The sequence below is a fragment of the Bacillus cereus group sp. BfR-BA-01524 genome, assembly GCF_022662595.1.
Lineage (GTDB): Bacteria > Bacillota > Bacilli > Bacillales > Bacillaceae_G > Bacillus_A > Bacillus_A thuringiensis_S.
In genome coordinates this window covers 1-14,710 of the sequence record NZ_JAKUDW010000058.1, presented here as the reverse complement: position 1 = coordinate 14,710, position 14,710 = coordinate 1, and the positions used below count along the sequence as shown (strand labels likewise).

Here is a 14,710-nt window from a genome sequence, read left to right as displayed (position 1 = left end):
AGCTGCTCTTCCCTAAAAGGAAAAGCAGCTTTATTTACATTTTTAGTTCTTTTTTATAAGCAATATAAGAATATCCCATTGTTAATCCTACTGCACCAATAATAATTCCAACCATTACGAAAGATTTCCACGTTACTGGTACAAAAACACTTAGAATCATAATAATTCCTAATATAACAAACACCTTTCCGCTAAAACGGTGTGTCTTTCTCCATACTTCCTCGTTACTTAATGTCCACGGTGTTTTTATACCTACAAAGTAATTTGGTTTACATTGTGGTAAATAGTTTCCGATGACTATAAATAAAATACCAACTAATAATTCCGGCACACGATTAATGAATAAGTTGTATCCTAATCCACTTGTAATAATATCTATATTCCCTACAAATAGTAGCAGTAGTATCCCGTTATTCATCATCATAAAAGCCTTAGAGAACTTCTCGTAATTTACTTTCTTTGGGTCAATCTTTGGTAACACGTTTAGAAAAATATATAAAACAATCATAATTCCAATCATAGAAATCATTCCATACAATTTAGAAGAATATCCATCTACCTTACCACCGCTCCAATGCGTTGCAATTGTATCCGGCAAATGTGGCCAAGCAAACGCCCAAGCTAAACAAGTTATAACGATTAATAAAATTGCAAAAAGATGTTTTTTCATTTCCCCTCTTCCCCCTTATTCGTAAATGTAAACACCCAAGTCAACAAATCTTGAAAGACCGTTGTGTTTAAAGAGTACACAACGAATTGCCCTTTCTTTTCATCTTGAATAAGTTCAGCATTTTTAAGTACGCTTAAGTGGTGTGAAATACTTGGTTTTGTCATATTGAAATGTTCAGCAATCTCACCAGCGGTTAGATCACCTTCTTTTAATAAGTCTAAAATTTTTCGCCTTGTTGGATCTGCTAATGCTTTGAATGCTTGATTCAATGTCTTTCTTCCTTTCGATAATTAGACATTTAGATATTTATCTAAATGTTAAAATGATTTCAGTTAATTGTCAATTATATATACAGCCCTTTTTATTTTTTCCACTCCTGACCTACGTCAATTACTATATTGAGTAAAATCTAAAGATTACGAAGGGGAAAAAAATAAAACGGCTCTTCTAATATAAAGGAAGAGCTGTTTTTATTTAAACTTTATTATTTTATTAACAAAAGAAGAAATCCAAAAGATAATCAAACTTATAATAAAGGACATACCTACTATCGTTCCGAATTCATTTAACCAATAACTAATCATGCTTCACACACCTAGTATGGATTCTATTACATATAAGTAAGAAATCATTCGTTCTTTGTAGAGTCCTTTTGGACAGTTTTATTCGCCATATCCACTGGAATTTTCATTGTCCAAGTTCCTTCCGTTCCTCCAATTCTGTTAATATTAATATTTACAGATAAGAAGTCTAGAAATATTTCACCTTCTAACGGTTCAAAAACCATTACTCCTTCTGGTTTATCATGAGCAGCTAACACTGTGTCAAAACTTTCCCCCGCTTGATTCGTTAAATAAAATGTACTATTCTCTATTGCATCCGGATTACCAATACGATCTTTTTGAAAATTATCCATATGAGTGTTACTAAGAAAATGTAAGTATTGGACAGCATTAAATTTCTTATTTTTATAATACGGGCTCTCCACTTGTTTCCCGTCTTCTTTACCATCTTTTGTAATATCGAGCCCAGTTGTATTAAATTTATAAGGAACAAGCGATCCATCTTGCTGTTCAAATCGATAATAAACAAGTATTTTAGCATCTTGAATTAATATTTCTTTTACATGAAGAGTAATACCGTTATCTACCACTTTTTCGTTTAACTATATGGACTTCCCATTCGCAGCATCCTTTTTAACTTCTTCACCAATCATTTCATTTAACTTTACCTCTGGCTTTGCAAAATAAGAATTGTTTAATGCCATTGTACTCGTCGGTATAATGACAGCCGCTATTAAACCTGCTATTAATAATTTCTTTTTCGTCTTCTTTTTGTTTTCTTTTTTATACATTTGACTAAAGGATTGATAAGCTCGCTCTTTAACCTCTTTTGGGACCTCTTGTTTCATTGCTTTTTTACATTCATTTGAAAACGACATTTGAATTAGATTCCTCCTCATCTATTTCTATACTAGATTGATTCCGAATTTTTTCTAACGCTCTGTGAATTCTAGATCTTACTGTACCTATAGGAATTTGTAATAGTTCCGCAATTTCTTCATATGTGTAATCGTGATAAAAGCGATAAACGATCACTACTCTAAACTTAAATGGTAGTTCTTGTATCACTGTTAATAACTGCTCTTCTGTTTCTTTTCTTAATAATACTTTTTCTGGAACTTCTACAACAGAATCATCACTTAGTTGTTGTTTTTCAAATAAGCGCATCCTCTTCCATATGTGTTTTCTCCATTGACTAATCTGTTTGTAAACAATTCCATTCAACCAAAATAGAAACGGTCTAGATTGATCATATGTTGAAATAGATTTCCAAAGTTGAAAGTAGATTTCATTTGTATCATGCCGATTTTTAACTATAGCAAAGACGGTTTCATAGATTCTCTGACTTGTTAAGTTAAATATAAATTCAAAAGCCTCCTCATCACCTTTTAATAAGCGTTCTATCCAGGTATGTATATCTTCATTACTTGCCAAGTAGTGCTCCCTCCTTAACGATGTTCTCACTATATATTGGACGGTAAGCAAAATAAAGTTCCAAATTTCATAAAAAAATATAATACTTTTTACTTTTCACACTTTTGACCTATACTGTTTACTAGCTTATCTTTCAACATAATGAAAAGACTTGAAACACATGATACACTATAGCTACAATTGTTTTTTAGGAGGAATATACATATGTATAAAATTTTAATCGTTGAAGACGATCCAAATATTTCATCATTACTGCAATCTCACATTCAGAAGTACGGTTATGAGGCTGTGGTAGCGGAGAATTTCGATGATATTATGGAATCGTTTAACGCTGTGAAACCACATCTTGTTTTACTTGATGTAAACTTACCGAAATTCGATGGTTTCTACTGGTGCCGTCAAATTCGTCATGAATCTACTTGTCCAATTATTTTCATTTCAGCGCGTGCTGGTGAGATGGAACAAATTATGGCAATTGAAAGCGGTGCGGATGATTACATTACAAAACCGTTCCATTACGACGTTGTAATGGCGAAAATTAAAGGACAATTACGTCGTATTTACGGTGATTATGCACCAAATATTTCTGAACGTATCGTTGAAGTAGAAGGTTTAAAACTATTCCCAGAACGTCCTGAAATTCACTTCGGATCTGAACAAGTTCTTTTAACGAAGAAAGAAGCTATTTTAGCTGAAATGTTATTATCTAAATTCCCTCGTACAGCAAGCCGTGAAGATTTATTGGCTGCGCTTTGGGATGACGAAAGTTTCGTTGAAGAAAATACATTAAACGTAAACATTACGCGTCTTCGTAAAAAGTTTAATGAGCTTGGTATTGAGAACTCTATTGAAACAGTACGTGGACTTGGATATCGTTTTAACGCAACTTGGAGTGAATAAGCATGAAGCTATTTTTACGTGATCATTTTGCATTTTTCCTACTGTACATATTAAACTTCGGTATCATTTTCGTTCTTTATGATGCAGTAGATGGATTTCAAAACAATAAATTTTACTTCGTCGTTTTAAGTTTATATTTATTCATTTGTTTCCTCGCTTATCGTTACGTTCGCAATCGTAGAATGTACCATAGATTAAGTGAGCAACCAGAAAAAATGGAAGATGCGTTTATTGAAAGAGCGACTGCTCCGATGCCTCACGGTGTCAATGAACTCGTGCGTACGCAGTACCGCCTCTTCCAAAAAGAACTGCAATCGTATGAAGTAAAACAACAAGAACATCAATTATTCATTAACCATTGGGTACATCAAATGAAGACACCTGTTTCTGTTATGCAGCTTATGGTGCTAGAAATGGAAGACGAGCATTTAATTCCAAAGTTTAAAAAAGAATTAGAGCGTCTAAACCAAGGGCTTGATATGGCTTTATACATGGCTAGGTTAAATAACTTCCATGAAGATTTCCATGTCGAGACGATTTCATTAAAAGATACGGTAACAAAAAATATTAACGGATTAAAAGAACTATTCATTCGTAATGGTGTCTTCCCTGTTTTAGAAGTCCATTCTGATTTAAAAGTTGCTTCTGATGCGAAATGGCTAAAATTTATCATCTATCAGTTAATGACAAATGCTGTTCGTTACTCTGGTGAGCGCGGAAAGAAAGTTTTCTTATCTGCTTACCGAAACGGAAAAGATATTATTTTAGAAGTTCGTGATGAAGGTGTTGGTATTCCGCAAGAAGATATTCGAAGAGTATTTGAACCGTTTTACACTGGGAAAAACGGTCGCGCATTCGGAGAATCTACTGGTATGGGGCTTTATATTGTAAGTAAAATTTGTGATTATTTAGGTCACTCTGTCAAACTAAATTCTGAAGTTGGTAAAGGAACGACGATTAAAATCATCTTCCACAACGCTGCAAATAATCAGGCAGAACATACGGAGAAGGTGACCGAAGCATGATCGTAACATATGCAAGCAAAATGTATGAGAACTCACTCTCATACATTTTTTGCAATACAACTACTTCTATATCTTCTAGCCGGAGGTATAATCTATGACATTTTGGCAATTTGCATTTAAAAACGTCACGCGCAACTCAAGAGCTTATTTTGCTTACTTTGTAAGTAGCTCCTTTTCCATTGCTGTGTTCTTTTCGTTTGCTGTTTACTTATTCCATCCGAAACTACAAAACTTTGGCATGACTTCTGAAATTTCAGGATTAATGATATTTTCAGAAGTAGTAATTGTATTTTTCTCTTTCTTCTTTTTACTATATTCCATTGGTACTTTTTTAAAAGTTAGAAAAAAACAATTTGGGATTTTAACCATTTTAGGAATATCGAGAAAACAATTACACCGTCTCGTCTTCATGGAAAATATGTTAATCGGGATTTCATCTATCTTTTTCGGTATGCAGTTTGGAGTTGTTTTTTCGCAATTTTTCTTATTAGTAACAGCCAAACTTACGCATGTTCCAGGAATATATTTATACGGTCCTACTAACGCGTTTATTTTAACAACCATTGTTTTCCTTAGTCTTTTTATCATTGTATCTGCATTCACACCAATGCTTATTCGTACAAAAAAAGCGGTACACCTTTTAAAAACCAATGTTGGAAAACAAAAAGAAAGAAAACCATCCATACTTGTTTCTTTCTTTGGTGCGATCTGTTTATTTGGTGGTTATGCGTTAGCTGGAAATCCTAAATATTTCGTATCAGTAAGCCCGCAAATCGGTGTTATATATATGGTCTCAAGTATTTTCGTTATCCCAACGCTTGTTACAATCGGAACATATTTTTTCTTTTCTCAAATTAGCTTCTTACTCATTTATATTCTAAAGAAAAGAAGAAAATTTTATATGAAACGGATTAATATGCTTTGGGTTTCAGATTTAGCAAGCCGTATTCGAACGAATATTAATATGCTTTTTATTGTAGCGATGCTATCTACTATCGCTTTCACAATGATTACGTTTCTATATGGATTCGGGAAATTTATTAAGCTAGAAGTTAATAGAACTTCTCCTTTCCCAATTTCTTATTTTTCTTATGATGCCAACCCTTTTGTTACAGAGCATTTAAATTGGCTTGAGCAACAATTACAAAAAGAGCATTTCTCTTATAAGAAAATAAAAGCTGATATATATGAAACACCACTAAAAGAAGATAAAGATGTAGCCATTTTTAATGATGTATACGCAATTAAGCAAAGTGACTATAACAAACTTGCGAATTCTTTACGAATGAAACAACTATTTATGGATGATAACGAAGCATATGTGTTAACAGGGACATCTTATATCACCATATTCAACGAATTTGAGCAAAGCTACAAAAGAGATTACATTACACTCTCTAGTACAAATACGAAATTACGAGTAAAAGGCTATGAGTATGTGAATGCAATTCCAGCTGGCTTTTCATATCAAACGATAGTTTTGCCTGATGTTATCGTAAATAACTTACCTAGCGCCGTAAAGCATATGTCAGCATACAATTACAAAATTCAAAACTGGGAACAGACATATAAAATTGCTGATAATTTTATGAAAAAAGTACAAAAAGATCGAGATAATTTCCAACATGAAGGGCCTCTCATTCACTACTTTGAATCGGCAAACTCTTTATATAGAATAACATCAGGCAGTGCTGCATTCTTCCTAATTGGGACATTTTTAGGAGTTATCTTCTTCATTGGAGCTGGTAGCGTTCTTTACTTCAGAATGTATACGGATTTGACGAACGAACAAGAGAAATATATAACGATTTCTAAAATCGGTGTAACAGATACAGAGATGAAACGATCTGCAACCATTCAACTTAGTATTTTATTTTTCATTCCGTACATTATGGCATCCATTCATACAATGTTCGCAACAAAAATGCTACAAGATGTAATTGGTTTATCTCTGTTCAAAGAAGTTTCAGCCGTTCTTATTATTTTTGGATTCGTTGAAATCGTATTTTTCTTATTTATTCGTTCACTTTATATGCAAAAATTATCACAGTACACGAGTGGACAAAATATTTAAAACAAACTTGATGAAAAGAGTATTTCTTATGCTCTTCTCATCTTCACCCCATTAGGAGGCTAGGTGAATGACATTTTGGCAGTTTGCATTTAAAAACGTGACGCGGAACGCCAGAGCTTATTTCGCCTATTTTGTAAGCAGTGCGTTCTCCATCGCAATCTTTTTCTCATTTGCAGTTTATTTATTTCATCCTAAATTGCATATGACAGACGTGAATTATTCTCTGAACATATTAATGACAATTTCAGAAGTTGTCATTGTGTTCTTTTCATTTTTCTTTTTACTGTATTCCATCGGTACGTTTTTAAAAGTACGAAAAAAACAGTTCGGGATTTTAACAGTACTTGGCATATCTCAAAAACAATTAAAACGACTCATATTTATAGAAAATATGTTAATTGGTGCTCTTTCTATATTTTTTGGCATTCAACTTGGAGTCGTCTTTTCACAGTTCTTTTTATTAGTTACCGCCAAAATTACACACGTACCTGGTTTATATTTATATCCGCCTACAAGTGCTATCGTTTTAACTATCATCATCTTTCTTGGGCTCTTCATTCTCGTATCATCTTTTACACCGATGCTCATTCGTACGAGAAAAGCCGTACGCCTTTTAAAAGAAGGAAAACAACAAAAAGAAAAAAAAGCATCCGTACTCGTCTCTCTATTTGGTGCGGCATGTTTAATAACTGGATATGTATTAGAATCCAATCCATTATATTTTATGTCGTTAGGCGATATCATTGGGCTTTTATATGCCTTCTCTAGTATACTTGTCATTCCATCGCTTATTGCAGCTGGAACATACTTTTTCTTTTCACAAATTAGTTTTTTACTTATTCGTATTTTAAAAATGCGAAGAACGTTTTATATGAAACGAATTAATATGCTTTGGATTTCGGATTTAGCAGCGCGCATTCGGACAAACATTAACATGCTTTTTATTGTAGCGATGCTATCAACACTCGCTTTTACAATGATTACATTCTTATACGGTTTTGGGAAATTTACAAAGTTTGATGCAATTAGACAAAACCCTTTCCCGTTTACGTATTTATCACATACTGAAAATACATTAGCTGATGAACATTTAAACTGGTTAGAGCAGAAATTTAATGAAGAGCATTTTACTTATACGAAATTTAAAACGGATATATATGAAGTATCTTCGGCTGAAGATAACACGCAGCTCTATTACGCAATTAAACAAAGTGACTATAATGTACTTGCTAGGGCGTTAAATTGGGAAAAACTCACGGTGAATAAGAATGAATCTTATATTCTTATGAAAGACTTAGATGATCAAGTTATTGGAACACTTCACAATGAAGACAAGAAAAATACTCTTACACTTACTCAAAACAATTTACAACTACAAGTGAAAGAATATAAAAGTTATAGCCCATTCCCAAACAGCTTAATATACCAATTACTCATACTATCTGATGAAAATGTAGAAGCCTTATCCACCGTTTCCAAACAAATGAGTGTATATAACTTCAAAGTTACAGATTGGGAAAAAGCACATAATATCGGTTCATCGTTTATCATAAAAATCAATAACGACAATGCAGCAATTCAAGCAGAACACCCACCTTTCCATGCAAGTGAAGCAAGCGATTCTCTATACACAACAAAACTAAATGTCGCTTCATTCTTCTTAATTGGTACTTTCTTAGGTGTTATTTTCTTTATCGGTGCTGGTAGTGTTCTTTACTTCCGAATGTATACAGATTTAACAAATGAGCAAGAAAAATATATAACGATTACGAAAATTGGCTTAACTGAAACTGAAATGAAACGTTCAGCGACAATTCAGCTTGCGATTCTTTTCTTCGTGCCTTACATTATGGCATCAATCCATACGATGTTTGCGACAAAGATGCTACAAGAAGTTTTACATCTCTCGTTCTTCGCTGAGATTACAGTCGTACTGTTGATTTTTGGAACAGTTGAAATTTTATTTTTCCTTTTAATTCGTTCCTTTTATATGCAAAAATTATCACAACATATTAAGTTTTCAAATTAGAAAGGTGATTATTATGGAAGAAGTATTACACATAAAAAATGTCTCAAAAGTGTATGAGGGAAAAGTCCCTCATACTGCTTTAAAAAATATAAATTTACACGTAGATAAAGGTGAATTCGTTGCCATTATGGGACCATCTGGTAGCGGAAAATCTACATTTTTAAACGTTATTTCTACAATTGATTCTCCTACTTCTGGTGACGTCGTTATTAACGGCAAAAAACCACACACATTTCGTAGAGAGAAGTTAGCTATTTTCCGCCGCCAAGAGTTAGGATTTGTTTTCCAAAACTTTAACCTACTAGATACACTCACAATCGGTGAAAATATCGTACTACCTTTAACATTAGATAATGTTCCATTAAAGGAAATGGACGAAAAGCTTGATAACATTTCAAAAAAGCTTGGAATTGATCATATTTTGGACAAACGTATTTTTGAAGTTTCTGGAGGACAAGCACAGCGTACTGCAGTAGCTCGTGCTGTTATTCATCACCCTTCTCTCTTACTAGCCGATGAACCGACAGGGAACCTAGATTCGAAAGCAGCAATTGACGTAATGGAGTTATTTACGAAATTAAACAAAGAAGAAGATGCAACGATTTTAATGGTTACGCACGATCCGTTTGCGGCAAGTTATTGTAACCGTGTTATTTTCATTAAAGATGGAGAGCTTTACAATGAACTGCACCGCGGATTATATCGCGAGAAGTTTTATCAAGAAATATTAGATGTTCTAGCCTTATTAGGAGGCAGACGTGGATGACGTTTTGGCAATTCGCATTTAAAAATGTCTCACGTAATTCAAAAGCATATTTCGCCTACTTTGTAAGTAGTGCGTTTTCTATCATGGTTTTCTTTTCATTTACTGTATACGCGTATCATCCACGCTTACAGAGTGTACAAAGCTTTCAAGAACGTGATCCTCTAATGAACTTAGCTAGTACAGCACAGCTTGTGATCGTTATGTTCTCGTTCTTCTTTCTCTTATATTCAATTGGAACATTTTTAAATGTTCGGAAGCAGCAATTCGGGATACTCACTATTCTTGGTATCTCACAGAGACAATTAAAAAGATTGTTATTTACCGAAAACATGATAATTGGGATATTATCTATCTTTATCGGCATTCAAGGTGGACTTGTATTTTCTAACTTTTTCTTATTAGTCACTTCGAAATTAACAAGTGCGAAAGGTCTCTATTTATATTGGCCAACAGAAGCGATTATCGTTACAACCGTAACGTTTATCATTTTATTTTTAATCGTTTCTACATTTACACCAATGTTTATTCGTACTCGAAAAACAACGAAGCTTATTAAGGGCGTTAACAAAGAGAAGAGCGAAAAAAAACCATCTATACTCATTTCACTATTTGCTTTAACTTGTTTAGGACTATGTTATTATATTGCCGGTTATCCGCAAGGCTACATAACGGAAAAAAATGCACAAAATGGATCTGTATTCTTAATTATGCTATCTATTTTACCGCTTGTAGTGATTGGGACGTATTTATTTTTTTCACAAACATTTCTTCTCTTTATCTATATTTTAAAGAAACGAAGAAAGTTTTACTTAAAACAAATAAATATGTTATGGATTTCAGATTTAGTTTCTCGTACACGCAGTAATATTAATGTACTCTTTATTGTTTCTATGCTATCTGCACTTGCATTTACAATTATTATCGGGTTATTTGCTGCAAACAATAATACGAAAGCACCCATACTAGAACGATATCCAATACCATTCACCTATACATCAGAAGGTGTTAATGCATTTGAACAAAAGCATATTACTACGATTGAAACTGAACTTACAAATGCTAATTTTCAATATGACAAATATAAGTTTACCGTTTTAAAAGATACAGCTTTAAAAGAATCAATTGCCATTATGAAAATGAGTGATTATAACGCAATAGCACAGCAATTAAACAGACCAAAAATCACTCTCGATTCTTCACAAGTTTATAATATTTCTCGCTATTCACCAGCGTTATTAAATCTCGTGTCTAACCCATTTGCGAAGCAGAACACAATTACACTTGGCTCTAATAAAAAGGAATTTCAAATTAAAGGTTTTATTAATAGAGGAATTGAGCCTCCCTTTGCATTACCTCACTTAATTGTGATGCAAGATGAAGTAATTGAAAATATGATTCCTCATATTGAAACAATTACAGTCTATAACTACTTCGTGGCAAATTGGGAAAATGCAATTGTCCCAACAAAAAATATATTAAAAAGCTTAGATCACGATGCAGAAACCTTGTATGAAGCACATAAAAATGAAGAAGATTTCATTAAACCATTTTATATTTATACAGCTACGGATGAACTCGTTCATAGTAAAGGAAATGCAGTCGCTCAATTCTTTATTTGGGCATTTCTCGGCTTTATTTTCTTTATCGGAGCAGCTAGTGTTTTATATTTCCGTATGTATAATGACTTAACAACTGAAAGACAAAAGTATATTACGATTACAAAGCTTGGCTTAACTGAATCAGAAATGTTTCGCTCTGCAACGATTCAATTAGGAATTTTATTTTTCGTTCCTTACATCGTTTCTGGTGTTCACACATTATTTGCGGTTAAGTTTTTACAAAGTATGTTTTCTTTCTCCTTACTAAAAGAGACATGTATCGTACTCACCTTTTTCGGGATTATCGAGATTATTTTCTTCTTCTTAATCCGTTCTCTGTACATTAATAAATTATCACAGCATATAAAAATATGAATAAAATGGCCTTGTGCGTATTGCACAAGGCCATTTTCAATAGTTTTTAATAATTAGCAGCAATATCCACCATAGCCGCCTGCGTAACCGCCGTAACCACCATAGCCACAACCGCCGCCTCCGCCGAAGCAGCTAGCACCGATGATAATTAATAAAATAAACAATACGATTAGAAGCGCAAAACCGCCTCCGCAACCATGTCTGCGGTTACAATCATCATGTCTGTGTTCACACTTTTCGCTCATTACCCTATTCCTCCTTTAGTATCATTCATAACAAGTTCCTCTTGTTCTAAATGAGGGGATTCCATTTATATTATGTTTTCAGGGCGAATAGGAAGCTTGGCTTACCTAAAAACGGGCTTGTTTTAGAAATTAGGCTTAATCAAAAAAAAGATACCTATTCAGGTATCTTTTAAAGAAACATATTCAACAAAAGGGCAAAACCGAATGCAATAAATGATAACAATGTTTCCAGCACCGTCCACGTTTTAAACGTTTCCTTCACCGTCAAACCTAAATACTCTTTTACAAGCCAGAACCCCGCATCATTTACGTGAGAAAACATTAATGAACCTGCACCGGTTGCAATAACGAGAAGCTCTAAATTCACACCAGACATGTGCTGAATAACCGGTGAAACAATCCCTGCCGCTGTCGTTAGTGCGACTGTCGCTGAACCTGTTGCAATTCGAATTAATCCAGCTACCATGAAAGCTAATACAATTGGTGATAACGAAATATGTTCTGCCATTTGTGCAATGGCCGTTCCAACGCCGCTTTCAATTAATATTTGTTTAAATCCACCGCCTGCACCAATTATTAAAATAATGGAACCGACAGGCAATAAACTTTCATCTGTTAATTTTTTAATCATCTTTTTATTAATTCCTTGTCTTATTCCAAGTAAATAAAATGCTGCGAAACATGAAATAAGTAAGGCGATTACTGGACTTCCTATAAACACGAAAAATTCAGTCATTTTTTTCGGTAATGAAATATATGGTGCAACTACTGATAAAATCATCAATACAACTGGTAATAAAATAATAAAGAATGAAACTTTACGACTTGGCAAATCAGTTGATACTGTCGTAACTCGAACAAGCTCCGGTTCATTTTCAGGTATAACCCTCTTATGTACCCACTTTGCAAATATTGGCCCTGCTATAATAGCCGTTGGTAACGCGATAATTAATGAATATAAAAGTACCTTTCCTAAGTTCGCGTTATAAATACCGATTGCAGTCATGGCACCTGGATGCGGAGGTACTAGCCCATGTACGATAGATAATCCCGCAATAACAGGTAAAGCAATTAATAATATGTTTTGCTTCGTCGTTTTTCGAATTGAAATAACAAGTGGTAATAAAATGACAATCCCTACTTCAAAAAAGACGGGAATCCCTATAACAAACCCTGCAAATAACATAGCCCAAGGTAATTTTTTTACGCCGAAAAATCGAATAAAGAAATCTGCAACTTGCATGCCTGCTCCTGAATCAGACATCATTTTCCCGAGTATAGTCCCAAGTGCCAAAATACCAACTAAATGCCCTAGTACACTACCAACACCAGTTTCATAGGCAGTGACTATTTTCGTTAAGTTCAGTCCAGACATAATAGCTAAAAACAAACTCGCAACTGTTAAACTAATAAATGCATGCCATTTCCACCATGATACCCCTAAAATAACAATTGTGATCGCAAGTAACGTGACGATTAATAAGTATATATCCATCTCTCATTCCCCTTACTTTTACCCCTATTGGTGATCAGTGGGTGATGCCCTCCTCCACTGATTAAAGTTTCACTTTATAAAAAAAGAGGGAACATCCCCTCTTTTTTATACGTCATAATTAACTACATAATGCTGCATTTCTGTATTGTAGTAGCCTTCGCTATATTCAATTACTTCGCCAACTTCATCGTAAGAATAGCGCATGCGTTTTAATAACGCTGTTCCCTCTTTTTCACCTAGCGCTTCTGCAACGAAATTAGGCGCAAGTCCAACTGCGAATTCATCTCTGAAGTTTTCTAAATGTATACCTCGGTCCTCAACTAAATCGTAAAGCGATTGTAAATCAAAGTCCGATAAATCTGTACTTGCCATTTGAGCTGAGAAATAGTGCGTATAATGAATGTACGGCGTATCATTTAACATATATAGGCGCTCGATACGAAAACTCTCTTTACCGAATAATCGAAACGGCACTGTTCCTTCCTCATTATGAACGATTTCTGCTTTTAATAATTTCTTTTGTACTTTATATCCTTCTTCCACTAACACTTCTGTAAATTTCTTACCCTTTGACAGTTTTGTCGCAGAAGTATTACGAATCACTTTCGTTCCTTTGCCGCTCTTCTTTTCCAAATATCCTTCTTGAGCGAGTTCTTTAATCGCATTACGCACTGTAATCTTACTAACTTTGAACTCTTCTTCTAATTGCGGTTCTGAAGGAATATTCGTATGAATCGCATATACGCCATGCAATATTCGATCACGAATAATATTTTTTATTTGTAAATATAATGGTCCTTTTTTCCTCGTTACGTTCACTGTTACACCCACTACCTTTCTACATCACCTACTGATGCCGTCATCGCCCGAAGTATATCTTTCTCTGATGAAATTGGCGTATCACCGACGATTGTATGTGCTAGCATTCCAGCTGCTGACGCAAATGAAACAGCTTTCTCTGGTGCAAACTCTTTTATCTCGCCATGAATAATTCCGCTCGTATAAGCATCTCCAGCACCTATTCTATCATATACAGAAAACGTAAGTGTTTTTGCAAAAGTGAACGAACCATCTTTACATATAAACCCGCGAAGCGAATGTGTATTATCACTGTTAATAGAGCGATGAGTACCAGCGATTGTAGCGATATGATACGTTTCAGCTACCTTTGGAATGAGATCCAGCAGCTGCGCCTCACGCTCCGTCTCTTTTGTTTTCATCCCAAGAACGAACATCGCATCTTTTTCATTCATCATAACGATATTAGCAAGTCCTAGCATTTCTTCATAATGCGGTTTTGCCTGTTCATATCCGTCTTCTCCCCAAAGTGAGGGACGATAATTACAATCAAAAACGACGGTTCCTCCGTTTTCTTTAACTGCTCTCGCTAAAGATTTCATATGATGACGCACAGTATCATTCATCGCAAGTGTAATACCGCAAAAATGAACGATATCAATTTCCTTTGCGATTTCTTCAAATTGATACATTTCTTCACATGCCGTATTGAAGCTACTTTCTAATCGATTCGAATAT

At 34.3% G+C, this 14,710-nt stretch carries 13 protein-coding genes and 1 pseudogene; 6 read left to right on the top strand and 8 right to left on the bottom strand.

The annotated features are described in order from the left end of the window. Positions 1–34 precede the first annotated feature (34 nt). The 4 genes and pseudogenes from MR170_RS19860 to MR170_RS19840 all read right to left on the bottom strand — a co-directional run bounded on the left by MR170_RS19860 (position 35) and on the right by MR170_RS19840 (position 2,667). Positions 35–670: an SdpI family protein gene (locus MR170_RS19860; protein WP_048564365.1), complete on the bottom strand. Its 636-nt coding sequence runs from the start codon at positions 668–670 to the stop codon at positions 35–37. Beyond that, on the bottom strand, positions 667–939 hold the full coding sequence (locus MR170_RS19855; RefSeq protein WP_242309007.1) for an autorepressor SdpR family transcription factor: 273 nt from the start codon (positions 937–939) through the stop codon (positions 667–669). The genes MR170_RS19860 and MR170_RS19855 overlap by 4 nt, the downstream gene beginning before the upstream one ends. Positions 940–1,298: 359 nt before the next feature. Then, positions 1,299–2,111, bottom strand: a pseudogene (locus MR170_RS32490) (DUF4179 domain-containing protein). After that, positions 2,095–2,667, bottom strand: coding sequence for a sigma-70 family RNA polymerase sigma factor (locus MR170_RS19840; protein ID WP_242309004.1), 573 nt, complete (start codon positions 2,665–2,667; stop codon positions 2,095–2,097). Before MR170_RS19840 ends, MR170_RS32490 begins: the two are co-directional and overlap by 17 nt. A gap of 204 nt (positions 2,668–2,871) precedes the next feature. Between MR170_RS19840 and MR170_RS19835 the strand changes: the two genes are divergently transcribed. The 6 genes from MR170_RS19835 (at position 2,872) to MR170_RS19810 (ending at position 11,434) form a co-directional block, all read left to right on the top strand. After that, a complete protein-coding gene (locus MR170_RS19835) occupies positions 2,872–3,567 on the top strand; it encodes a response regulator transcription factor (protein ID WP_000276738.1) in 696 nt (231 codons plus the stop codon). Between the two features lie 2 nt (positions 3,568–3,569). Further along, positions 3,570–4,592, top strand: a complete 1,023-nt coding sequence (locus MR170_RS19830) for a sensor histidine kinase (protein WP_048564362.1) — start codon at positions 3,570–3,572, stop codon at positions 4,590–4,592. A 94-nt stretch (positions 4,593–4,686) separates the two neighbouring features. After that, the gene (locus tag MR170_RS19825) at positions 4,687–6,666 is read left to right on the top strand and encodes an FtsX-like permease family protein (protein ID WP_242309003.1); all 1,980 of its coding nucleotides are present in this window, start codon (positions 4,687–4,689) and stop codon (positions 6,664–6,666) included. Positions 6,667–6,733: 67 nt separating this feature from the next. Then, a complete protein-coding gene (locus tag MR170_RS19820; RefSeq protein WP_242309002.1) occupies positions 6,734–8,695 on the top strand; it encodes an FtsX-like permease family protein in 1,962 nt (653 codons plus the stop codon). A gap of 13 nt (positions 8,696–8,708) precedes the next feature. Further along, positions 8,709–9,461: an ABC transporter ATP-binding protein gene (locus MR170_RS19815; protein WP_000393250.1), complete on the top strand. Its 753-nt coding sequence runs from the start codon at positions 8,709–8,711 to the stop codon at positions 9,459–9,461. Continuing rightward, positions 9,458–11,434, top strand: a complete 1,977-nt coding sequence (locus tag MR170_RS19810) for an FtsX-like permease family protein (protein WP_242309001.1) — start codon at positions 9,458–9,460, stop codon at positions 11,432–11,434. The genes MR170_RS19815 and MR170_RS19810 overlap by 4 nt, the downstream gene beginning before the upstream one ends. A gap of 53 nt (positions 11,435–11,487) precedes the next feature. Here MR170_RS19810 and MR170_RS19805 read toward each other — a convergent pair whose 3' ends face one another. From MR170_RS19805 to MR170_RS19790, 4 genes are all read right to left on the bottom strand, one after another. Beyond that, complete coding sequence (locus tag MR170_RS19805; RefSeq protein ID WP_001290392.1) at positions 11,488–11,679, bottom strand: YjcZ family sporulation protein; 192 nt, start codon at positions 11,677–11,679, stop codon at positions 11,488–11,490. A gap of 169 nt (positions 11,680–11,848) precedes the next feature. Next, a complete protein-coding gene (gene gntP, locus MR170_RS19800) occupies positions 11,849–13,174 on the bottom strand; it encodes a gluconate permease GntP (RefSeq protein ID WP_098629327.1) in 1,326 nt (441 codons plus the stop codon). Positions 13,175–13,279: 105 nt separating this feature from the next. Continuing rightward, the gene (locus MR170_RS19795; protein ID WP_043935190.1) at positions 13,280–14,005 is read right to left on the bottom strand and encodes a GntR family transcriptional regulator; all 726 of its coding nucleotides are present in this window, start codon (positions 14,003–14,005) and stop codon (positions 13,280–13,282) included. Continuing rightward, positions 14,005–14,710 (bottom strand): PfkB family carbohydrate kinase (locus MR170_RS19790; RefSeq protein ID WP_242309000.1); only part of this gene is annotated, 706 nt, incomplete at its 5' end. The genes MR170_RS19790 and MR170_RS19795, both read right to left, overlap by 1 nt.